Origin of the sequence: Chloroflexus sp., from assembly GCF_034431535.1 — a bacterium.
Classification (GTDB): domain Bacteria; phylum Chloroflexota; class Chloroflexia; order Chloroflexales; family Chloroflexaceae; genus Chloroflexus.
Genome location: NZ_DAOUDC010000027.1, coordinates 13,243 through 33,815 on the forward strand (window position 1 = coordinate 13,243; position 20,573 = coordinate 33,815).

The window sequence follows — 20,573 nt, forward strand, 5'->3', positions numbered from 1 at the left end:
CATATAGATCGCACCGGCGATTTCCTTAGATCGTGCTGATTGACACAACCCTGAAGACAGGTATAATTCCATTGACACCTCCGTCCGCGCTGGCTGGTCCCGCGATTGCACGCTGTGAGGCTACTTATGTTTGATGCCTACATTCCGGTGCTAATCCTCTTTCTGATCGCCGTGTTTATTGCCGCCTTCGTGATCACTCTCTCGGCTCTGCTCGGCCCGCGCCGCAGCACTCCGCGCAAGCTCGCGCCCTACGAGTCGGGCATGGATCCGGTCGGCCCGGCGATCCGGCGCATCCCGGTCAAGTTCTATGTCGTGGCGATGCTGTTCATCGTGTTCGATATTGAAGTCGTCTTCTTTTATCCGTTTGCGCTCGTCTTCCGCGATCTTGGCCCGGCTGGCCTTGCGGTCATGGGTGTCTTCTTTGTGGTGTTGCTCGTCGGCTTTATCTACGAGTGGAAGAAGGGGGCATTGCGATGGGAATAGAAGAGAAGGCCGGCAATTTGGGCATTGTCACCACCACCCTTGAGACGGTGGTGAATTGGGGTCGCACCAATGCGATGTGGCCGTTGCTGTTTGGTCTCGCCTGTTGCGCGATCGAGATGATGGGGGCGCAGGCGAGTAATTATGATCTCTCCCGGTTTGGCATGGAGCTGAACCGCGCTTCGCCCCGCCAAGCCGATCTGATGATCGTCGCCGGCCGGGTGTCGCGCAAGATGGCTCCGGTTGTGCGCCGGCTGTATGACCAGATGCCTGAACCTAAGTGGGTGATCGCGATGGGTGATTGCGCGGCATGCGGCGGGATTTTCAATAACTATGCGATTGTCCAAGGCGTTGATGAGGTGGTGCCGGTTGATGTCTATGTTGCGGGCTGCCCTCCTCGCCCCGAAGCCTTGATCGATGGCATTATGATGCTCCATCAGAAGGTGATGCGCGAGAAGATTAACGGTAAGAAGGAAGCGCCGATCCGGATTGAGCATCCGCTTGTGCAGGTGAAGTAGTATGGATAATCAGACGGTGCTTGCCGCGTTGCGCGCAAAGCTTGGCAGCGAGATTCTGGCGGTGAACGAGTTCCGGGGCGATCTGAGCGTGACGCTGACGCCGGCTAGCTATTTGGCGGCGGCCCAGTTTTTGCGCGATGATCCGGAGTTTGCCTACACCTTTCTCGAAAATCTCTGCGGGGTTGATTATCTTGGCCGTAAGCCGCGCTTCGAGGTGGTGGCCCACCTCACCAGTATGCGCCATCGCCACCGCATCTGCCTTAAGGTTGGCTGCGATGAGCCAAATCCGGCAGTGCCCTCGCTAACCCCGCTCTTCCCCACCGCCAATTATCAAGAGCGTGAGACGTTCGATTTGTTGGGGATTACCTTCACCGGCCATCCCTCGCTCACCCGCATCTTGCTGCCCGATGATTGGGTTGGCCACCCGCTGCGCAAGGATCATCCGCTCGGCGACGAAGAGATCGCGTTTTCGTTTAATCAAGACCGTATCTACGCGCGCAAGCCGTTTGCGAGGGAGTAGTGTATGGCCGAACCGATTATTGTTCCTACCCCCCAACAGATCATTGAGCCTGCCATCGCCGGGCGTACCGAGACGATGGTGCTGAATATGGGGCCGCACCACCCTAGCACGCACGGCGTGTTGCGCTTGGTGCTGGAACTCGATGGCGAAGTCGTGGTCAACGTTGCCCCCGATGTCGGCTATCTCCATACCGGTATCGAGAAGACGATGGAGAGCAAGACGTACCAGAAGGCGGTGGTGTTGACCGACCGCATGGATTATTTGGCCCCGCTCTCGAACAATCTCTGCTATGCGCTGGCGGTCGAGAAGTTGCTGGATGTTGAAATTCCCGCACGAGCTCAGATTGCTCGCGTCTTGCTCACTGAGTTGCAGCGCATTTCGTCGCATCTGGTCTGGCTCGGCACCCATGCCCTCGATCTAGCGGCAATGAGCGTCTTTCTCTATGCCTTCCGCGAGCGCGAGCAGATTCTCGATATCTTTGAGCTGGTCTCCGGCGCGCGCATGATGACCAGCTATTTCCGCATTGGCGGTCTCGCTTACGATTTGCCGGCGGATTTCATCCCTACTGTGGAGCAGTTCCTCGCTATTATGCCGTCGCGTATCGATGAGTACGAGGATCTGCTGACTGCGAATCCGCTCTGGCTGGAGCGTACCGTCGGTGTCGGCGTAATCGATGCCCAATCGGCGATTGCCCTTGGTCTCACCGGCGCCAACTTGCGCGCGACTGGCGTCGCCTACGATGTGCGCAAGGCGATGCCCTACAGCGGCTACGAGACCTACTCGTTTGAAATTCCGATCGGAAAGAATGGCGATATTTACGATCGCTATCGCGTGCGCATCGCCGAGATGCGCCAGAGCGTCAAGATCGTGCAGCAGGCGACCGCGCGGCTGCGCGAGTTGGGGCCGGGGCCGGTGGTCACGCCGAACCGCAAAGTGGCTCCGCCACCCAAGCGCGAGATTACCGAGAGCATGGAGTCGCTGATCCACCACTTTAAGCTGTGGACAGAAGGCTTTAAGCCGCCGCGCGGCGATGCCTACGTGAGCATCGAGTCACCCCGCGGCATCCTCGGCTGCTACGTGGTGAGCGACGGCAGCCCCAAGCCGTGGCGGGTTCACTTCCGCGCGCCATCGTTTATCAATTTGCAGAGTCTGGCCCACATGGCCAAAGGCCGGCTGGTCGCCGATCTGGTCGCGCTCATCGCTAGCCTCGATCCAGTCCTCGGCGAGGTTGATCGCTGAACTATCACCCCGCTCCCGCAGAGCAGGATCGTAGTAGGGTGGAGGCCATGCTCCCCTCCCCCAGCGGGGGAGGGGTCGGGGGTGGGGGCCAACCTCCTCTATCTCGCAGAGTAGGATCGTAGTTGGGGGTGAGTGTACACAAGTGAATAGCCGCAAAAGGCGCAAAAACTACATAAGGGCTTTTGTGGTCGTTTCGTGGTTCTGTTTCTCCCGCGAGCGGGAGCGAGGCCGGGGGGCAATCTCCCCTCCTCCAGCGGGAGATAGGCGGGAGGTGAGTGTCAATATCTGTCCACGGAGGAGACCGTGACGCTTCTTGAAACGCATCAAGCTGAAATCGAGGCCATTATCTCCCGCTACGCCAGCAAGCGTAGCGCGGTGTTGCCATTGTTATACCTTGCCCAAGACACGTACGGCTATCTGACCGATGAGGCTATCCGCGAGGTGGCGGCGATTTTAGAATTGCCGGCTACCGATGTCTTCGAGGTGGTCGGGTTTTATACCCTCTTCTACAACCGCCCCGTCGGGACATGGGTGCTGCAAGTGTGCGATGATGTGCCCTGTTGTTACTGTGGTGCCGAGGAGCTGATCACGGCGCTGAAGCAGACGCTCGGCATTAGCGAAGATGAAACCACGCCCGACGGGATGTTCACCTTGCAGCGGGTGAAGTGTCTGGCCGCGTGCGACCGCGCGCCGGTGTTGCAGGCGAACCTCGATTATGTGTACGATGTCACCCCTGATCGGGTGCAGACGCTGTTGAACGATCTGCGCGCTCGCGCTGCCGAAGCACGCAAGCGCGGTGTTAGTGGCCGCTTCGCTGAAGATTATGAGTTCACCCGCGATGGCCGCTTGGTGCAGATCGAGCGGTTTGCCCCGTACCGTCCGCGCGAGTTTGTGATCGAACCACCCGTTGCACCGGCTACGCCGCCGCCGTCGGTGGCCCCCGAAGCCGATGCCGGGCTTGACCGGCCTGATACGCGCACGGCCTCGCCGTTGTGATGCTGCGCCGCTGCCGTTGGGCGCGCTAGAAAGTTGAGTGCAATGGGGCTGAGTGAACATATTGTGATGCGGGAACTCGATATTCCCGAGATTGCCGATTTTGAGGTCTATCGCCGCCACGGCGGCTGGAAAGCGTATCGCTATGCGCTGACTGAAAAGACGCCGGCTGATATTGTCCAGATGGTGAAGGAGTCGGGTTTGCGCGGGCGCGGCGGCGCTGGCTTTCCTACCGGTATTAAGTGGGGCTTTCTGCCTAAAGGCGTCTATCCCCGCTACCTGCTCTGCAACTGCGACGAGTCTGAGCCGGGGACGTTCAATAACCATCAGATTATCGACAAGAATCCCCACCAGTTGATCGAAGGGGTGGCCTTATCGGCCTATGCGATCGAGGCCAATGTGGCCTACATCTATATGCGCGGCGAATTCGCCGCCGCGGCTCGCACGCTCGAACGGGCGATTGCGCAGGCCTATGCCGCCGGCTTTCTTGGCAAGAAGATCCTCGGCACCGATTTTGATCTCGATATGTACGTCCATCGCGGCGCCGGCGCCTATATCTGCGGTGAAGAGACGGCGTTGATGGAGTCGCTGGAGGGCAAGATCGGCCAACCGCGCCTTAAGCCGCCGTTCCCCGCCGTGGCCGGTCTGTACGGCAAGCCGACGATTATCAATAATGTCGAGACGCTGGCCAACGTGCCGCGCATCGTCGAGAGGGGCGTGGCGTGGTACCGCTCGCACGGCACCGAGAAGAGTCCCGGTACGAAATGTTTTTCGCTCAGCGGTCACGTCAACCGTCCCGGCAACTACGAGCTGCCCTTCGGCGTGCCCTTGCGCGAACTAATCGAATCGCCCGAGTATGGCGGTGGGATGAAGGGTGGCCGTCCGGTGAAGATTATTATTCCCGGCGGCGCATCCGCGCCGTGGCTCACCGCTGACCATCTCGATGTGCCGCTTGATTACGAGAGCGTCGCCGCCGCCGGTTCGATGCTCGGTTCCGGCGCGGTGATTGTGCTCAACGATACCGTCTCGGCGCCGCACGTCGCCTACAAGATGGACGAATTCTTCAAGCACGAGAGCTGCGGCAAGTGTACTCCCTGCCGCGAGGGTACGCACTGGCTCGTGCGCGTGCTCCATCGCATGGTGGAAGAGGGCCATGCCACCGCTGCCGATATTGATACGCTGCATAGCATCTATCGCCAGATGGCCGGCAACTGCTTCTGCCTGCTCGGCGAAAGCGCCGTCATGCCGATCAAGAGCGCGTTGCAGCTCTTCCCGCACGAATTTGAGGCGCTGGTGAAACAGAGCAGCCACCGGAATGGTCACCATATTCCGCTTATAGTTCACCGGTAGCGCAACGTGGGAAGGTAGGGAGTAGGGAGTGGGGAGACCTAGCAATGGCCGTTCCCCTCTCCATCCGAGCTACCGCAGCTTCCCTCTCCCACTAACGTGGGAGAGGGGCCGGGGTGAGGGATCATCCATCCGTTCTTAGAATAGGGTAACGTACAATGCCAGATGTGACGCTTACCATCGATGGAGTGCAGGTGACAGTGCCTGCCGGTACCAATATTGTTGATGCGGCGCGCCAAGCCGGGATCGCCATCCCGGTCTTCTGCTACCATCCGCGCCTCAAGCCGGTCGGCATGTGCCGGATGTGTCTGGTGGAAGTCGGTACTCCCAAGATCGATCCGGCTACCCGCCAGCCGGTGCTCGATGCCAATGGCCGGCCGGTGATTGCGATGATGCCGAAGTTGCAGACTGCCTGCACTACCCCGGTCAGTCCGGGAATGGTGGTGTTGACCACCACCGAACAGGTGAAGTTTGCCCAGCGCGGTGTGCTCGAGTTTTTGCTGACCTCGCACCCGCTCGATTGCCCGGTGTGCGATAAAGGCGGCGAGTGCCCGTTGCAGAACTTGACGATGGGTTGGGGCCCGGCGGTCTCACGCTTCGATTATAACGATAAGGTGCATTTCGAGAAGCCGGTTAAGCTCGGCGATTTGATCTATCTCGATCGCGAGCGCTGCATCCTCTGCGGGCGCTGCGTCCGCTTCCAAGATGAGATTGCCGATGACCCGGTGCTCGGTTTTGATAACCGGGGCCGCAATTGGATGATTATCTCGAAGTCGGATCCGCCGTTTAACAGCAAGTTCTCTGGTAATACGACCGATATTTGCCCGGTGGGGGCGCTCACCAGCAGCGATTTCCGCTTTAAGGCGCGGGTATGGGAGTTGCAGAGCAAGCCGATGGTCTGCACGTTGTGCCCGGTTGGTTGTAACCTCACCCTCGATATGCGCCACGACCACCTCATGCGGGTGATGCCGCGCGAGAATGCCGCGGTGAACGATATCTGGATTTGCGATAAGGGCCGTTATGGCCATCGCTTTATCGAGTCACCCGCTCGCCTGACCACGCCGTTGGTGCGGCGCGATGGCAAGCTGGTGCCGGTCAGTTGGGACGAGGCGCTGGAGCGAGTGGCCGATCAGTTGACGATTATCCGCGCGCGGCATGGCGCTAGCGCCTTGGCCGGTTTGGCCGGGCCGCATCTGAGCAACGAAGACCTCTACCTCTTCCAGAAACTGCTGCGCGAGTTGGGCAGCGAGAACATTGATACCGGCAGCGGTGGCCCGGCGGCGCTCCCGCCTGATGAGATCGGCGGTCTGCTCGCTCCCGGCCCCGGCACCGATCTGAGCAAACTCGGCGCGGGGACGGTGGTGTTAGTGGTTGGGGCCGATCCCGAAGAGGAAGCGCCGCTCTATATGCTGCGGCTGCGTGGGATTGCCCAGCGCGGCGGCAAGCTGGTCGTCGTCGGTCTGCGCCCGACTAAGCTCGACCGCTCGGCGACGAAGGTGGTGCGCTACCGGCCCGAAGGTGAATTGGCGTTTGTCTATGCCCTGCTCAAGGCGGCGCTCGAAGCGAGTGGCAAGCCGGCAGCGCTCGATCGGGTGCATGGGTGGAATGAACTGCGCCGAGCGATGGGCCAGTCAAAACTCGCTGATTTAGCGGCGGCGTGCGGGTTGCCGGTGGCAGAGTTAGAAACGCTAGCGAAAGACTTCCTCGCCGCCGAACAGAGCTTGATCGTGTATGGCTGGGAAGCGCGCAGCGCCGGCCCGGCCCTGACCGAGGCGCTGGCGGCCTTGATGATGCTGACCGGTCGGGCCGGCATGGCGAACAATGGTATCATTGCGCTGTTGGCGGGCGGCAATAGCCGTGGCGCCATCGAGATGGGGGTGCGTCCCGATGCTGGGCCGGGTTACGCGCCGCGCAAACAGCGCGGTCTCGATGCCAACGGCATCTGGGCTGCGGCGCAGGCCGGCAAGGTGCGCGCCATTTGGCTGGTCGGCGTCGATCCGGCGGCGAAGCTGCCCGCGGCCCGCACGGCGCTGGAAGCGGCTGAGTTCGTGGTGGTGCAAGACCTCTTCCTCACTGCGAGCGCCGAATTGGCCGATGTGGTGCTGCCGGCAGCCAGCGTCGCCGAGCGTGAAGGCTCGTATACCAATGCCGAGCGGCGGGTGCAACGCTCGCGGCAAGCCTGCGCGCCAGTGGGTGAGGCCCGGCCTGACTGGCAAATCATCGCCGCAGTGGCCCAAACGCTGGCGATGGTGCCGATTGGCGGTGGGCGGAACGGCCCGATCCCGGTCACTGCCGAGGCATGGGAGTACGTGGTAGCGGCTGATGTCGCCGCCGAAATTGCTGCCAAAGCGCCGGGCTATGCCGGCATCACCTACGCTGCCTTAGCGGCCACCGGTACGGGCGGCAGTTGGGGTCGCCAATACGATGACGCTATCTACTACGATGGCACCAGCTATACCAATAATGAAGGGGTCGGTTTGGTGTTGCCGCCAGCGCTGGCGAAGGGCGCAACCGTAACCTTCACCGGCGCAGTTACCGGTTTCGCCGATGACCGTCCGCTCTTGCTGCTCGAACAGGTGCTGGCGTATGACGGCGACCGCCATCTGCGCGGCTCGAAGTTGCAGAATCTCGTGCCGGCGGGCCACGTGGCGATCAGCGCCGATGATGCGGCCAAGCTGAATATCCACAGCGGCGATCGGGTGCGGCTCACCTCGGCAGCCGGTGAACTGGTGCTGCCGGCGCGCGTGGTGGCCGATTTGCCGGCGGGTATCATCTTGCTGCCGGCGGGATTGGCCGATGTCACGGCAGCCGCGATCGAAACCGGCCCGCGCACCCGGGTGAGTCTCGCGAAAGTGGTGATGGGGTAAGCGTATGCCGTCTCCGCCAAACCACCACGCCCCTGCTCCCGCACCACGGGAGCAGGGGCGAGGGGGATGAGGGCATCATGCCACAAAGGAAGCGATCATGGACTGGCTCACCATTCTGATTATCGTCATTCAGTGCTTTGTCATCACCCTCGCGGTGACGACCGCCTTCGCCTATTTGACCCTGTTCGAGCGCCGGCTCCTTGCGCGCTTGCAGCACCGCGTCGGCCCCAACCGGGCCGGGCCGAAGGGCTTTTTGCAACCCGCCGCCGATGCGGTCAAGCTCTTTTTCAAAGAAGACATCGTGCCGGCCATGACCGATAAGCCGGTCTACCTGCTGGCGCCGGCGCTCGCCGTGATCCCGGCATTGATCATTTGGGCCGTCATTCCCTTCGGTTGTCTCAACCTCAACTGGGATTATCAGGCCTGTTACGATCCGGCGCGGGCCAACCTGTGGAATATCTTGCAGATTACCGATCTGAATATCGGTGTACTCTATGTGCTGGCAGTGACCAGCATCGGCGTCTATGGTATCACGCTGGCCGGTTGGGCCTCGAATAACAAATACTCGATGCTCGGCGGCATCCGCTCCTCGGCCCAGCTTATCTCGTATGAATTGGCTTTAGGGTGTGCGGTGCTCAGCGTGGTGATGACCTACGGCACCTTCTCGACCCACGAAATCGTCACGCAGCAAAAGGGCGGGTTGTGGGGCATCATCCCGCAATTGCTCGGTTTTGTGCTCTTTATGGTGGCGGCGACTGCCGAAGTGGTGCGCGCGCCGTTCGATCTGGTCGAAGCCGAGCAAGAGTTGACCGGCGGTTACAATACCGAATACGGCTCGATGAAATTTGCCCTCTTCTTCATGGCCGAATATATTAAACTCATTGCGGTCTCGGCCTTGGCCGTCACCTTCTTCTTCGGTGGCTGGAATTTCCCCGGCCTCGACATTCTAGGCCGCGAAGTGACCGCGCTGGCCGGACCGGTGGCCGGGAGCATTGTCTTCGGCCTCGTCTCGCTCGGTGCATTCTTGCTCAAGGTTGTCATTTTCTTGTTCATCTCGGTTTGGGTGCGCGCTTCGTGGCCGCGTCTGCGCTACGATCGGCTCATGGATCTCGGCTGGAAGTGGTTGTTGCCGCTCGGCTTGCTCAATCTGGTCTACACCGCGGTCGTGATCGTTCTTATTCCCGATCGCATGGTGCATTCGTGGGTCTTGTTCGGCTTGGGAGCTCTCACCATCGCTATCGCGCTCAGCTTCAACCGCACTCCCAAACCGGTCGATAATGTCACCTTGGTCAATGACGTGCAGCTTCCACAATCGTAGGGGTGATGCGGGGCATTGCCCGAAAGGATAGATGTATGCTCAAAGAACTGGTCAAAGGGTTAGGAACGACGCTGCGCTACATGTTCAAGCGTCCAGTGACGGTGCAATACCCCGAAGTGAAGCGTCCGGTGCGTGAGCGGTTCCGTGGCCGCCACGAACTGAAGCGTTTCGCCAACGGCCAAGAGCGGTGCATCGGTTGCGCGTTGTGCGCCGCCGCCTGCCCCGCCGATGCGATCTTGGTCGTTCCGGCGGAAAATGACCCCGCCAACCCGCGCTCTCCCGGCGAGCGGTATGCCGCAGTGTATGAGATTAATATGCTGCGCTGCATCTTCTGCGGGTACTGCGAAGATGCCTGCCCCACCAACGCCATTGTGCTCGAGCACCAGTATGAGTTGAGTTTTTACGACCGGCGCGCAGCCATCTACACCAAAGAGATGCTGCTCGTGCCCCCAGATAAAGGTCACGGCGAGCCGCCGCCGATTTTGCAGCAGCTTAACCGGCAGCCGAGCCCGCCGGCCAAGATTGATTTGTGATCTGGCGTAGAGGCGCTTGGTTCGCCTCTGCGGTTGCAATATCCGGAGCACGGTGTATGGATTTGATCCTGTTCCTTATCACAGCCGTGATCGCGATTATCGGCGCAGTGGCGATGCTGGTGTCGCGCAATGCGGTGCATAGCGCGCTCTTTTTGCTGCTGAACTTTGCTGCCATTTCAGTGATGTATTTGTTGTTGAGCGCTCCGTTCCTGTTCGCGATCCAGCTCACGGTGTACGCCGGCGCGATTATGGTGCTCTTCCTCTTTGTGGTGATGTTGTTGGGCGCTGAGAAGGTGGAAGACGCGCCGGATCGGATCGCATGGCAGCAGCCGTTGGCGCTGCTGTTGGGCTTAGCCCTGTTAGTGGTGTCGGTCGTGGTCGGGTTAGGGGGCGCAACCACGCCGCCGCCCGATGGCGAGGCGCTGGCCCAATTCAGCGATCCCCGATCGTTGGGGGTGCTGCTCTTCACCGACTATCTGCTGCCGTTCGAGGTGACCGGGTTTATCCTGCTGATCGCGGTGGTGGGGGTGGTGGTCTTGAATCAGCGCGGGAGGAAGATCTAATGGTGCCCACCTCGTATTATGTGTTGCTCAGCGCCATCTTGTTCACGATCGGCGTGCTCGGCGTCTTGTTGCGGCGCAATGCGATTGTGGTCTTTATGTCGGTCGAATTGATGCTCAACGCGGCCAACCTTGCCTTGGTTGCGTTTGCCCGCGAACGGCTCGGCGTCGAAGCGCAGGTGATCGTCTTTTTCGTCATCACGGTGGCCGCGGCGGAGGTGGCCGTCGGGTTGGCGCTGCTCGTCTCGATCTTCCGCACCAAACGCACGGCAGATGTCGATGAAGTCAGTACATTGAAGGGCTAGCCGGCTATGGAACTGTTGATCTGGCTTATTCCGCTGCTACCGTTTATTGGCTTTTTGTTGAATGTGTTCGTCATTCGCCGCGAACGCGAAGCGGGTCTGGTGGCGAGCGGCTTGGTGGCGGCAGCGTTTGTGGTAACGCTGATTGCGGTGGCGATGCTGGCCGGCATGCCACCCGAAGAACGGCGGATTGTCAGCACGGCATGGGAATGGATCAATACCGGCAGCTTCCGGGTGCCGTTTGCGATTATGTTCGACCCGCTGACGGCGGTGATGGCGCTGTTGATTACCGGCGTCGGCGCGTTGATCCACGTCTATTCAATTGGCTACATGCACGGCGACCCGCGGGTGGTGCGCTATTTCGCCTACCTCAATCTGTTCGTCACCATGATGCTCTTTCTCGTGATGGCGAACAATCTGTTGCTGTTGTTCCTAGGCTGGGAAGGCGTTGGTCTCTGCTCGTTCTTGCTGATTGGCTTCTGGTTTGAACGCAAGTCAGCCAGCGCGGCGGCGGTGAAGGCGTTTGTCGTCAACCGGATCGGCGACGCAGCCTTTATTCTTGCCATGCTGGCTGTGTTCGCGTATTTTGGCACGCTCAATTTTTACGGTGATGGCGCTGAGGGTCAGCTTGGCTTCCTCGAACGGGTTGGCGATATTGCCGGTCTGCGCATCGGCCCCGATTGGCAACCAATCTTCGTCAGCACGGCGATCTCGTTCCTGTTGCTGATCGGCGCCACCGGCAAAAGCGCCCAATTCCCGCTCTTTGTCTGGCTGCCCGATGCCATGGCCGGCCCGACGCCGGTCTCGGCGCTGATTCACGCCGCCACCATGGTGACCGGTGGGGTCTATTTGATGGCCCGCGCCGAGCCATTGTTTGTCTCGTCGTTTACAACCCAAGGTTGGGTAGCATGGATCGGCGCGCTGACGGCGCTGCTAGCCGGCACTGCGGCGATGGCCCAGTGGGATATTAAGCGGGTGCTGGCCTATAGCACCGTCTCGCAGTTGGGGTTTATGGTGGCAGCCTGTGGCATGGGCGCGTATGTGGCTGCGATCTTCCACCTGTTAACCCACGGTATCTTTAAGGCGTTGCTCTTCCTCGCCGCCGGTTCGGTAATTCACGGCACCCACGACACGCAGGATATGCGGCGGATGGGTGGGCTCAAGGACGCTATGCCAACCACCTTCCGCACCTATGTGATCGGCGCGTTGGCGCTGGCCGGCATTGTCCCATTTGCCGGCTTCTGGAGCAAAGACGAGATTTTGGCCCATGCAATCAGTCACGGCCAGACGCCAATCTTCGTCATTCTCTTCCTGACCTCGCTGCTCACCGCCTTTTATATGGGCCGGCAGGTCGCGCTGGTCTTCTTCGGCACGCAGCGTGATCCCAGCTACCATCCGCACGAAAGCCCACCGGTGATGACCGTGCCGTTGGTGGTGTTGGCGGTTGGCGCAACCATCGGCGGTGCGATCAATTTGCCAGTGCTGCACTGGTTGACCGATTGGCTCGAACCGGTGTTGCACGAGAAGGCCGGCGAATTTAACCTCTGGTTGGCGTTAATCGCGACGGCTGGTGCGGTGGGCATGGGCTATCTCGGCTGGTGGGTGTACACCACCAATGCGGCCAAGATCAAAATTGGCGGCAAAGATCCGGCCTACCGCTACAGCGGCGACATCTGGGAAGGGATGGAGGAGGCGTGGTATTTCGACCGGCTCTACCAGCGCACAGTGGTGGCTGGGTTCGAGCGGCTGGCCGATTTTCTGGCTCGCGTCTTCGACCCGCAAGGGGTTGATGGGTTGGTGATGGGAGTTGGCCGCCTCTTCGGCGGCTTGGCCAACGGCGTGCGCGCCTTGCAAACCGGCTATGTGCGCACCTACGCGCTGGTCTTTACAGTTGGGGTTTTGATTGTACTGGGGGTGATGTTGTGGTTTGCCCGCTAAGCGCGGCCCCCACCCTAACCCTCCCCCGTTGGGGCGGGTGACGTGCCCGTCTGTCATTGCGAGGGAGCGGCAGCAGCCAGCCGTGCTGGATGCCGCCCGACCGAAGCAATCGCCCGCTGTAGCGGGATAGATGGCTGAGCGGGATCGGGTTGTGCTCGCGGGGGATTGCTGCGCCGCATAACGGGTGCCGGTGCAAACAGATACAAACGTCGTTCACAGATGGTCAAGGGTTTTCTGGTACGGGAAGGCCGGAGCGGCGGCTGGCGATGATCTGGCCGGCCCGTCGCTCCACGAGGGAGTGCTATGAATCAGCTAGGCTTTCCGCTCCTCTCGCTCGTTCTCTGGCTGCCGGCAGCCGGGGCGCTGGCATTGTTGTTCGTGCCGCGCGCCAATGCCGAGTTGGCCCGCCGGATATCGCTCGCGACGATGGTGGCCGGTTTTCTCCTTTCGCTGCTATTGCCGCTGCGCTTCGAGACCAATCCGATGCAGATTGCGATGGTGGGCGCGCCGCCGGTCATGCAGTTTGTCGAAGAGTTGCTGTGGTTGCCGATCGTTGGCGCAACCTATAGTTTGGGGGTTGATGGCATCAGTCTCTGGCTGGTGATGCTGACCACCTTTCTCGGCCCGATTGTGGTGCTGTCAACGTGGGATTCGGTGCATAAGGATGTGCGGAACTTCCAGATTCTGCTGCTCATTTTGCAGACAGCGATGCTCGGCGTCTTTCTGGCGCAGGATTTGCTGCTGTTTTACCTCTTCTGGGAGTTTACGCTCATTCCGATGACCTTTTTGATCGGGATTTGGGGTAGCCAGAACCGGATCTACGCCGCACGCAAGTTCTTTCTCTACACGTTTGCCGGATCGGTGCTCATGTTGCTGGCGCTGATTGCGCTGCACCTGCTCCATCGCGATGCTATTGCCGCTGTCGATCCCGGTTTTCGCGGCACGTTCAGTTTTAGCCGCTTTGTCAGCGATCTGCGGGCAGGCCGGTTTACGCTCGATACGACCACCGAACGGCTCCTCTTCGGCGCGTTTTTCCTCGCCTTTGCGGTGAAGGTGCCGCTCTGGCCGTTCCATACGTGGTTGCCCGATGCGCACGTCGAAGCGCCAACGGCTGGTTCGGTGGTGCTGGCCGGCGTGTTGCTCAAGTTGGGCGGCTACGGCATCATTCGCTATAATCTCACCCTCTTTCCAGCGGCGTCACAGTGGGCGGCGCCGGCCTTGGCTGTGCTGGCGGTCATCGGCATTATCTATGGCGCGGCGGTGGCGTTTGCCCAGTCGGATATGAAAAAGCTGGTGGCCTACTCGTCGGTCAGCCATATGGGATTTGTCGTGCTTGGCATCTTTGCCCTTAACGCGGAAGGAATCAGCGGCGCGGTGTTGCAGATGGTCAATCACGGCCTCAGCACCAGCGCCCTCTTCTTGATGGTGGGGGTGCTCTACGAGCGGCGCCACACCCGCGAACTGGCTGAGTATGGCGGTTTGTGGAAGGTGATGCCAGTGTTTGCCGCCTTCAGCCTGCTGGTGGCGCTCTCGTCGGCAGGCTTGCCGGGGCTGAATGGCTTTGTGGGTGAGTTTACCATCATCGCCGGCGCGTTCCGCTCCCCTCTGCTCGGCTGGGTCTATGTGGCGATTGCGGTCGGCGGGGTGGTGTTGGCGGCGGCATATCTGCTCAAACTCTTCCGGGCCGTCTTTATGGGCGAGGTTTCGCAGCCGACCAATGCCAATTTGCCCGATCTCAACCAGCGCGAACTTACAACGTTCGCTTTGTTGAGCATTCCGATTGTGGTGATTGGCATCTATCCTGCTCTCTTTTTTGCCGGAATGCAGCACAGTGTCGCGGCGCTGGTAGCCGAATTGATGGCGCAGGTGGTGGGCGGGTAGCGATCGGCGGTGTCCGGCGCGATAGATTGCAATGACGGGTGGTTGGTGCGACGCGCTCGAGGGCGGTAAGCGGCTAAGCAAAAAAGCGTTGCTACGTTCGCCAAAGCTGATTGCGGCAATGCGCCGCCTTGTCTAACCCGCCCTCGGCATAGCATAGAGAACTACTTAGGCGTGAGAACGGATGTGACATGATATTACCGTATCTACACAGGGCTCAAATGGCGCATCTGGCCGGCGCGCAAGGTGAGGTAGCGGAAACAAATGGTATCGCCGGCGCAGGCGAGGAGGAGATCAGATGGATTCATTGACGATCCCGCCGGTGGATCTGACGTTAATGGCGCCCCTCTTGGTGGTGGTCACGTGGGCGACTGTCTTGTTGTTGGTTGACGTGTTCTTCATTCCCGATGGTCGCAAGAAATTGACCGGCCACCTTGCGATCGGCGGGTTGGTGGTTGCCGGGTTGGTTGGTCTGCCGCTCTGGGGATTGACCGGTACCACCTTCGGCGGCATGCTGCGGCTCGATCCGTTTGCGCTTACGCTGACGTGGGTCTTTTTGCTGGTCGGCATCCTCAGCATTGCGATGTCGCTAGAGTATTTACCGAGCCAAGGGATCGAGCAAGGCGAGTTCTATCCGCTGATCATGTTTGCCGTCAGCGGCATGATCTTGCTGGCCCAAGGCACCGATCTGATCGTGCTATTCCTTGGCATTGAGACGCTCTCGATTACGCTCTACATTTTGACTGGCTTTGCCTACCCGCGTCTGACCTCGGAAGAGGCGGCGATGAAATATCTGGTGCTGGGCGCGTTTGCAGCCGGGTTCTTTGTCTATGGCATCGCGCTGATCTTTGGCGCGACCGGTTCGACCCGGCTGGCCGAGATCGGCGCGTATGTGGCCAACCGCGGCTTGGGTGACCTCAATCTCACGTTGTTGCTCGGCGGCGCGGCGATGGTGTTGATCGCCTTTGCCTTCAAAGTGGCGCTGGCCCCTTTCCACATGTGGACCCCCGATGTCTACGAGGGTTCGCCGACGCCGGTGGCCGCGTTTATGAGCGTCGGCACCAAGGGGGGCGCGCTGGCGGCGTTGGTGCGTCTGCTCTTCGAGGGCTTGCCGACCCTGATCGAGTACTGGTTGCCGGTGCTGGCTGGCCTCACCGCGCTGACAATGGTGGTCGGCAATTTGGGCGCTGTGGCGCAGACGAATGTCAAGCGCATGCTGGCCTATTCGAGCATCGGCCATGCCGGCTACGTGATGCTGGGGGTGATGGTCGCCGGCGAGCAGCGCGGGCCAGAGGCTTTTATCTTCTATCTGCTGGTGTATGCGCTGAGCAATCTGGGGGCGTTCGCAGTGTTGATCGCACTCGAGCACCAAGGTGAGAATGCGTGGCGGCTCGACGATTTTGCCGGTCTCTACCAGCGCCAGCCAATGCTCGCGGTAGCGATGGCCATCTTTATGTTCTCGCTGGCTGGTGTGCCGCCGACCGCCGGTTTTATGGCCAAGTTCTATGCGCTCACCGCAGCGTGGGAGGGAGACCTACCGTGGTTGGCGTTAGTGGGGGTGCTGACTAGCGCGGTGGCTGCCTTCTTCTACCTGCGCGTCATCATCCGCATGTTTATGACCGAGCCGGAAGGCGAGCCGGCGCCTGCGCTCAATCGCGGTCTTACCGTTGACATTGTGGTAGCGGCGGTCGGCACAATTGCGATTGGCCTCATCCCAGCGCCGGTGTTCGCCTTGGTGGAACGCTCGCTGGTAGCGTTGGGCGGGTCGTAACGACCCGCCCTTGCCAAGCAATCATCCCTTGCCTAAGAGGAAATGGATCGTGTCGACTAATACATTTGCCTCGACCGGCTCTGGCACGATCGCGATCGTCCAATCGCTGGCGTAGGGCACCGATTGCAACTCGTTCATCGGCAATGCGCTCACAATTACAATTGGGATGTTCGCCGTCGCCTCATCAGCGCGGAGGCGCTCGATCACCTGCTCTTCGGGCGAAGCCAGCGCCGGCATCGCCACGATAAACAAGGCTGGCAGCTCTGCCGGTAGCGTATCGGGCGTATATGCCGTGACGCGGAAATCAAGGTTCGCGAGCAGCGCTGCTAACCGTTGCGCCGTTCCGCCATCGGTTGAGACAATTGCAACCTCTACCATGCTCTCCTCCGCATTGCAGTGCGCATGTTGACCCATTGTAGCACACTGCCGTTCGATCCGCTACTCTTCGCTGCTGCCGGGCACAATCGCGTTGAAGCCGGCATCGACATAATGAATCTCACCGGTGACGCCGGCTGACAAGGGTGAGCAGAGGTAGAGCGCGGCATTGCCGACATCTTCGATCGTCACATTGCGGCGGAGCGGTGCATATTCGGCGAAGTGCTTATGCAAGCTGCGGAAGTTCGAGATGCCGCTCGCAGCGAGGGTACGGATCGGGCCGGCGCTGATGGCATTGACGCGAATCCCGCGCGGGCCGAGGCCGGCGGCGAGATAACGCACACTGGCTTCGAGCGCAGCCTTCGCGATTCCCATGACGTTGTAGCTGCCGATCACCTGCCGCGCACCGTGGTAGCTGAGCGTCAGCACGGTCGCGTTGGGGGCAAAGATCGGTTCGGCGGCTTTGACCAGCGCGATCAGCGAATAGGCGCTAATCTCAAGCGCAATGCGGAAGCCTTCGCGGGTCGTATTGAGAATCGTTCCGCTCAATTCCTCTTTGTTGGCGAACGCGATCGCATGCACGAGAAAATCGATCTGGCCAAACGTCTCGCGGGCGCGTTCCATCAGCGCGGCGATGTCTTCATCTTTCGACACATCGCACGGCTCGATCAAGGGCGCATTGAGGCTCTCGGCCAACGGGCGCACGCGCCGCTCCAGCGCCTCGCCAAGGTAGGTAAAGCCAATCGTCGCTCCTTCGCGATGCAGGGCCTGCGCGATGCCCCACGCGATCGAGCGCTCGTTGGCCACACCGAGAATCAGGCCCTTCTTGCCTTCCATAAGGCCCATAGGTTGTTCCTCCATCATATCGCAGCTTGCAATCTGGGCAAACGTTGTTTCGCCTCACTAGCGCGCCATCTTACCATACTTTGACGCAAAGGTTTTGGTGCGTATGATCGCCATCTCTTGTTCGTGCCGGTATGCAACATGTGGTAGGATGAACATATTACGACGTATTGTCTGGAATGCGTCAACTGCTTGGTTTTGGAGAGGAGTCTATTCGTGAGGCTAGCTTGGTTTATTCGCCGCGCTGCGTGGCTGGTTTTGGCCGCGAGCCTTTTGCTAACCGCCTGCGGTGGGCCATCGGGGCCAACAGTAGCCGGTTCGCCAACGACCAGCGCGCCGCCGGCACCAACCGCCGCAACTGCTTCAGCGCCGGAAGGGGTGATTGCGCGGGTTGGCGACGGGTTTATCTTGCGGCGGGATTTTGATCGGTTTTATTTGCCGGGGGCTGATCCAAAAACATTGCTTGATCAGATGATCGATGTTGAATTAGTCGTGCAGGCCGCTCTGCAAGAGGGCGCTACCGTCGATGAGACCAAAATCGACGAGCAAGTGACCCAGTTGCGGCTGGCGCAGGCTGGTGGTGACGAGGCTCAGTTTGCGGCATTCCTGCAAAGCAATAACATTGCCGATGAGGCGGAATTGCGCCGGTTGCTGCGCCGTGATGCGCTGATCGAGCAGATGTTGCTCAAGCATACCACTGCCGAGCAGGTGCGCGCGCGCCATATTTTAGTGTCGGCCACACCTGAAGAAGCCGAGAGCCGCAAAGCTACGGCTGAGGCGATTCTGGCTGAATTGCAAAATGGCGGCGATTTTGCGGCGCTGGCCCGCACGCGCTCGGATGATCCGGGGTCGGCGGCCCAAGGCGGCGATCTGGGTTGGGCGCCGCGTGGTCTGTATGTTGCGCCGTTTGAAGAGGCGATGTTTAGCATGAAGCCGGGTGAGCTGCGCTTGGTGCAGACCGATTACGGCTGGCACATTATCGAAGTGACCGGCGGGCCGGAGGTGCGTTCGTTTGATGACCGGGCATTGCTCGATACGCCTGCCGGCCAAGAGGCGTTCAGCACCACCTTCTTGCCGTGGGTGGCCGAGTTGCGCAGCGCTGCCCAGTCAGCCGGTAAGATTGAGATGCTTGTTGATCTCACGACGTTAACCCAACCGTAATCGGTAGGGACAGAGCGCTGCTCTGTCCGGACAGAGCAGCGCTCTGTCCCTACTGCGGGAACTAACGATCGATCACGTTCATCTTTATAGTGAACGGGATGATTGCGTGCGTCCGGTTGGCGCCGCAACTCTCCAAGATGAGCATTCGCCTGCTTGCAGGAAGGACGTGATCACAATGTTGCACCGTCTCTGGCTGCTCTGCTTGCTCGTTCTCGCCGGGTGCGGCATGGCGTCGTTGCCGCCAACGCCGGCGCCGTCTTCGCCGATTCCTTCACCGACTGCCGCGCCGGCGACCGCAACGGTCACGTTGCCGACGGCGGTGCCAACCTTGACGCCAACCACGCTGCCAACGCCGGCGCCGATTTCACCCACGTCGTTGCCCCAAACGCAGGTCGTCGCGCCGGCCTATCCCACTGAGATTCTCTTTTTGCGGAATGGGTCATTGGTGGCGCTCGATCCGGCGAGCGGGCGCGAGCGAGTGCTGGCCGCTGAGGTGCGTGATGTCGCCGTTGATGCTACTGGCCGGCAGATTGCGATTGCCCATGGTCAGACGATCAGCGTGATCGATCGCCAGAGCGGTGAGGCGCGGGTGCTGATGCGCGGTCGCGCGGCGTATGGTCTGAGTTGGACGCCTGACGGCTTGTCGCTTGCCTACGCCGCTGCCGCTGATCCGCCGGTTTTGCCGTTCGATTGGGAGCGCTGGAGCCGCTGGTGTGCGGCGGCAACCGTTGCGATCGTCGATCTGCCAGCGGCGACAGAACGCGCCATCGGCTCCGGCTGCGATCCGGTGTTCGCCTCTGATGGCCGCCGGTTGGCCTACACGACGCCGCCAACCGCGCAACCTGACTTCTTGCCCTTCCCCGGCCAAACCAACGCGATCCGGCTGGTGAATCGGGCTGGCGCTAACGCATGGAACTTCGCGACTGCCGATGGCTCGGTCGAGGCGGGCTATCTCGTCTATGCGCCAGCATGGTCGCCCGATGCGCGCGAGGTGGCGTATCAACGCTTTCTCGGCTATCAGGCGCTGGTTGACATCAATCTAACCATGATCGCCGGCAGCAGCGAGGGCGGTGGCGTGCCTGCGCTAGCTGGCGCCGGTTGGCACCGTCCGCCTGCGTTTGCCCCCGATGGCCAGCGCTTGGCGCTGGTAGGGTATAACTTTAGCGATGCCCGCGGTTTTACCGGCTACGATATCTGGGGGCTGGCGTTGGTCGAGCTGCGCGGCGAGCGGCGCGAGGTGTTGCCGGGTGGCGATGTGACACTGCGCGGCCAACTGGTGGCCGGTTTGCCCCGGGTGGTGGCGGCGGCATGGTCGCCTGACGGCAATGCGTTGGCGGCGCTGGTACCCTCTGGCTGGAACCCGGCTGCTGATCTCAATCAGCCACTCTATGCCGAGGCGACTGCCGGCGAAGTGTGGCAACTCTCGCCGCGTGGCGAACCGCAACGGCGGTTGACGACCATCGTCGATTACGCCAGCCCGTTGATCTGGGCGCCGGCTGGGTTGGCAACGGCCCAGATCGATACCGGCGCAATCATGATTCCAGCGGAATGGGAAGTGCTGCCGGTCACGCAACCCGGCGAGCTGGCGGCGACCGGCAATGGCCGGTTAGTGGGCCGGCGCGCAGTGTCCGATCCGGCGGTGCTGAGCGAAGCGGCGTGGTCGCAAGCGGTCACTGATTGGGTTACGGTGGCCCAAGCTGAAGCGCCGTACCAACTCCCTGACGGCAGCCGCCTGATCACCTTCACCGGCCAAGCGGCCAACGGCAGCGCTATCGCTGGAGTGGCGCGGTTGGCGGAAAACGTGGTGATCATCAGCTATGCGCCGCAAGCCGAATGGCCGCGCTATCGGGCCAGCGGGATTGCGCTGGCGCTCGCCGCCCAATAAAGGAACGAGCTCAGCGGAGAGACGTGGCTAGCCATGTCTCTCCGA

At 60.8% G+C, this 20,573-nt stretch carries 18 protein-coding genes; 16 read left to right on the forward strand and 2 right to left on the reverse strand.

Annotation, left to right across the window (positions count from 1 at the left end; translation table 11 throughout):
• Positions 1-126 precede the first annotated feature (126 nt).
• The 14 genes from U9R61_RS06750 (at position 127) to U9R61_RS06815 (ending at position 16,264) form a co-directional block, all read left to right on the forward strand.
• Complete coding sequence (locus tag U9R61_RS06750; protein ID WP_322488051.1) at positions 127-483, forward strand: NADH-quinone oxidoreductase subunit A; 357 nt, start codon at positions 127-129, stop codon at positions 481-483.
• Positions 474-998: an NADH-quinone oxidoreductase subunit B gene (locus U9R61_RS06755; protein WP_066790044.1), complete on the forward strand. Its 525-nt coding sequence runs from the start codon at positions 474-476 to the stop codon at positions 996-998. Before U9R61_RS06750 ends, U9R61_RS06755 begins: the two co-directional genes overlap by 10 nt.
• A gap of 1 nt (position 999) precedes the next feature.
• Positions 1,000-1,518, forward strand: coding sequence for an NADH-quinone oxidoreductase subunit C (locus U9R61_RS06760; protein WP_322488052.1), 519 nt, complete (start codon positions 1,000-1,002; stop codon positions 1,516-1,518).
• Between the two features lie 3 nt (positions 1,519-1,521).
• On the forward strand, positions 1,522-2,757 hold the full coding sequence (gene nuoD, locus U9R61_RS06765; protein WP_322488053.1) for an NADH dehydrogenase (quinone) subunit D: 1,236 nt from the start codon (positions 1,522-1,524) through the stop codon (positions 2,755-2,757).
• Positions 2,758-3,060: 303 nt separating this feature from the next.
• Positions 3,061-3,753 carry an NAD(P)H-dependent oxidoreductase subunit E gene (locus tag U9R61_RS06770; RefSeq protein WP_322488054.1) on the forward strand — a complete coding sequence of 231 codons (693 nt, stop codon included), beginning with the start codon at positions 3,061-3,063 and terminating at the stop codon, positions 3,751-3,753.
• Between the two features lie 42 nt (positions 3,754-3,795).
• Positions 3,796-5,100, forward strand: coding sequence for an NADH-quinone oxidoreductase subunit NuoF (nuoF, locus tag U9R61_RS06775; protein WP_322488055.1), 1,305 nt, complete (start codon positions 3,796-3,798; stop codon positions 5,098-5,100).
• Between the two features lie 155 nt (positions 5,101-5,255).
• Complete coding sequence (gene nuoG / locus U9R61_RS06780) at positions 5,256-7,964, forward strand: NADH-quinone oxidoreductase subunit NuoG (RefSeq protein ID WP_322488056.1); 2,709 nt, start codon at positions 5,256-5,258, stop codon at positions 7,962-7,964.
• 97 nt (positions 7,965-8,061) lie between these two features.
• The gene (gene nuoH / locus U9R61_RS06785) at positions 8,062-9,282 is read left to right on the forward strand and encodes an NADH-quinone oxidoreductase subunit NuoH (protein ID WP_322488057.1); all 1,221 of its coding nucleotides are present in this window, start codon (positions 8,062-8,064) and stop codon (positions 9,280-9,282) included.
• Positions 9,283-9,317: 35 nt separating this feature from the next.
• Positions 9,318-9,815: an NADH-quinone oxidoreductase subunit NuoI gene (nuoI, locus tag U9R61_RS06790; RefSeq protein WP_322488058.1), complete on the forward strand. Its 498-nt coding sequence runs from the start codon at positions 9,318-9,320 to the stop codon at positions 9,813-9,815.
• Positions 9,816-9,871: 56 nt separating this feature from the next.
• Positions 9,872-10,378, forward strand: a complete 507-nt coding sequence (locus U9R61_RS06795; protein WP_322488059.1) for an NADH-quinone oxidoreductase subunit J — start codon at positions 9,872-9,874, stop codon at positions 10,376-10,378.
• Positions 10,378-10,680: an NADH-quinone oxidoreductase subunit NuoK gene (gene nuoK, locus U9R61_RS06800; RefSeq protein WP_066790060.1), complete on the forward strand. Its 303-nt coding sequence runs from the start codon at positions 10,378-10,380 to the stop codon at positions 10,678-10,680. The genes U9R61_RS06795 and nuoK overlap by 1 nt, the downstream gene beginning before the upstream one ends.
• A gap of 6 nt (positions 10,681-10,686) precedes the next feature.
• Complete coding sequence (nuoL, locus tag U9R61_RS06805; RefSeq protein ID WP_322488060.1) at positions 10,687-12,615, forward strand: NADH-quinone oxidoreductase subunit L; 1,929 nt, start codon at positions 10,687-10,689, stop codon at positions 12,613-12,615.
• Positions 12,616-12,918: 303 nt separating this feature from the next.
• Positions 12,919-14,496, forward strand: coding sequence for an NADH-quinone oxidoreductase subunit M (locus tag U9R61_RS06810; protein ID WP_322488061.1), 1,578 nt, complete (start codon positions 12,919-12,921; stop codon positions 14,494-14,496).
• Positions 14,497-14,791: 295 nt separating this feature from the next.
• On the forward strand, positions 14,792-16,264 hold the full coding sequence (locus U9R61_RS06815; RefSeq protein ID WP_322488062.1) for an NADH-quinone oxidoreductase subunit N: 1,473 nt from the start codon (positions 14,792-14,794) through the stop codon (positions 16,262-16,264).
• Between the two features lie 21 nt (positions 16,265-16,285).
• Here U9R61_RS06815 and U9R61_RS06820 read toward each other — a convergent pair whose 3' ends face one another.
• Complete coding sequence (locus U9R61_RS06820; protein ID WP_322488063.1) at positions 16,286-16,642, reverse strand: hypothetical protein; 357 nt, start codon at positions 16,640-16,642, stop codon at positions 16,286-16,288.
• Between the two features lie 60 nt (positions 16,643-16,702).
• Positions 16,703-17,485, reverse strand: coding sequence for an enoyl-ACP reductase (locus U9R61_RS06825; protein ID WP_322488064.1), 783 nt, complete (start codon positions 17,483-17,485; stop codon positions 16,703-16,705).
• 213 nt (positions 17,486-17,698) lie between these two features.
• On the opposite strand from U9R61_RS06825, the gene U9R61_RS06830 reads away from it, so the two are divergent.
• The gene (locus U9R61_RS06830; RefSeq protein ID WP_322488065.1) at positions 17,699-18,643 is read left to right on the forward strand and encodes a foldase protein PrsA; all 945 of its coding nucleotides are present in this window, start codon (positions 17,699-17,701) and stop codon (positions 18,641-18,643) included.
• Between the two features lie 175 nt (positions 18,644-18,818).
• Positions 18,819-20,528 (forward strand): hypothetical protein, encoded by a 1,710-nt coding sequence (locus tag U9R61_RS06835; RefSeq protein WP_322488066.1) that lies wholly within the window; start codon positions 18,819-18,821, stop codon positions 20,526-20,528.
• Positions 20,529-20,573 lie beyond the last annotated feature (45 nt).

What these genes read in the sequence shown, in the direction of transcription:
- U9R61_RS06835 (WP_322488066.1), top strand. Translation starts at nt 18,819, where the DNA reads ATGTTGCACCGTCTCTGGCTGCTCTGCTTGCTCGTTCTCGCCGGGTGC.
- nuoK (WP_066790060.1), top strand. Translation starts at nt 10,378, where the DNA reads ATGGTGCCCACCTCGTATTATGTGTTGCTCAGCGCCATCTTGTTCACG.
- nuoF (WP_322488055.1), top strand. Translation starts at nt 3,796, where the DNA reads ATGGGGCTGAGTGAACATATTGTGATGCGGGAACTCGATATTCCCGAG.
- U9R61_RS06755 (WP_066790044.1), top strand. Translation starts at nt 474, where the DNA reads ATGGGAATAGAAGAGAAGGCCGGCAATTTGGGCATTGTCACCACCACC.
- U9R61_RS06815 (WP_322488062.1), top strand. Translation starts at nt 14,792, where the DNA reads ATGGATTCATTGACGATCCCGCCGGTGGATCTGACGTTAATGGCGCCC.
- U9R61_RS06820 (WP_322488063.1), bottom strand. Translation starts at nt 16,642, where the DNA reads ATGGTAGAGGTTGCAATTGTCTCAACCGATGGCGGAACGGCGCAACGG.
- nuoI (WP_322488058.1), top strand. Translation starts at nt 9,318, where the DNA reads ATGCTCAAAGAACTGGTCAAAGGGTTAGGAACGACGCTGCGCTACATG.
- U9R61_RS06795 (WP_322488059.1), top strand. Translation starts at nt 9,872, where the DNA reads ATGGATTTGATCCTGTTCCTTATCACAGCCGTGATCGCGATTATCGGC.
- nuoL (WP_322488060.1), top strand. Translation starts at nt 10,687, where the DNA reads ATGGAACTGTTGATCTGGCTTATTCCGCTGCTACCGTTTATTGGCTTT.
- nuoD (WP_322488053.1), top strand. Translation starts at nt 1,522, where the DNA reads ATGGCCGAACCGATTATTGTTCCTACCCCCCAACAGATCATTGAGCCT.
- nuoG (WP_322488056.1), top strand. Translation starts at nt 5,256, where the DNA reads ATGCCAGATGTGACGCTTACCATCGATGGAGTGCAGGTGACAGTGCCT.
- U9R61_RS06750 (WP_322488051.1), top strand. Translation starts at nt 127, where the DNA reads ATGTTTGATGCCTACATTCCGGTGCTAATCCTCTTTCTGATCGCCGTG.
- U9R61_RS06810 (WP_322488061.1), top strand. Translation starts at nt 12,919, where the DNA reads ATGAATCAGCTAGGCTTTCCGCTCCTCTCGCTCGTTCTCTGGCTGCCG.
- U9R61_RS06825 (WP_322488064.1), bottom strand. Translation starts at nt 17,485, where the DNA reads ATGGGCCTTATGGAAGGCAAGAAGGGCCTGATTCTCGGTGTGGCCAAC.
- nuoH (WP_322488057.1), top strand. Translation starts at nt 8,062, where the DNA reads ATGGACTGGCTCACCATTCTGATTATCGTCATTCAGTGCTTTGTCATC.
- U9R61_RS06760 (WP_322488052.1), top strand. Translation starts at nt 1,000, where the DNA reads ATGGATAATCAGACGGTGCTTGCCGCGTTGCGCGCAAAGCTTGGCAGC.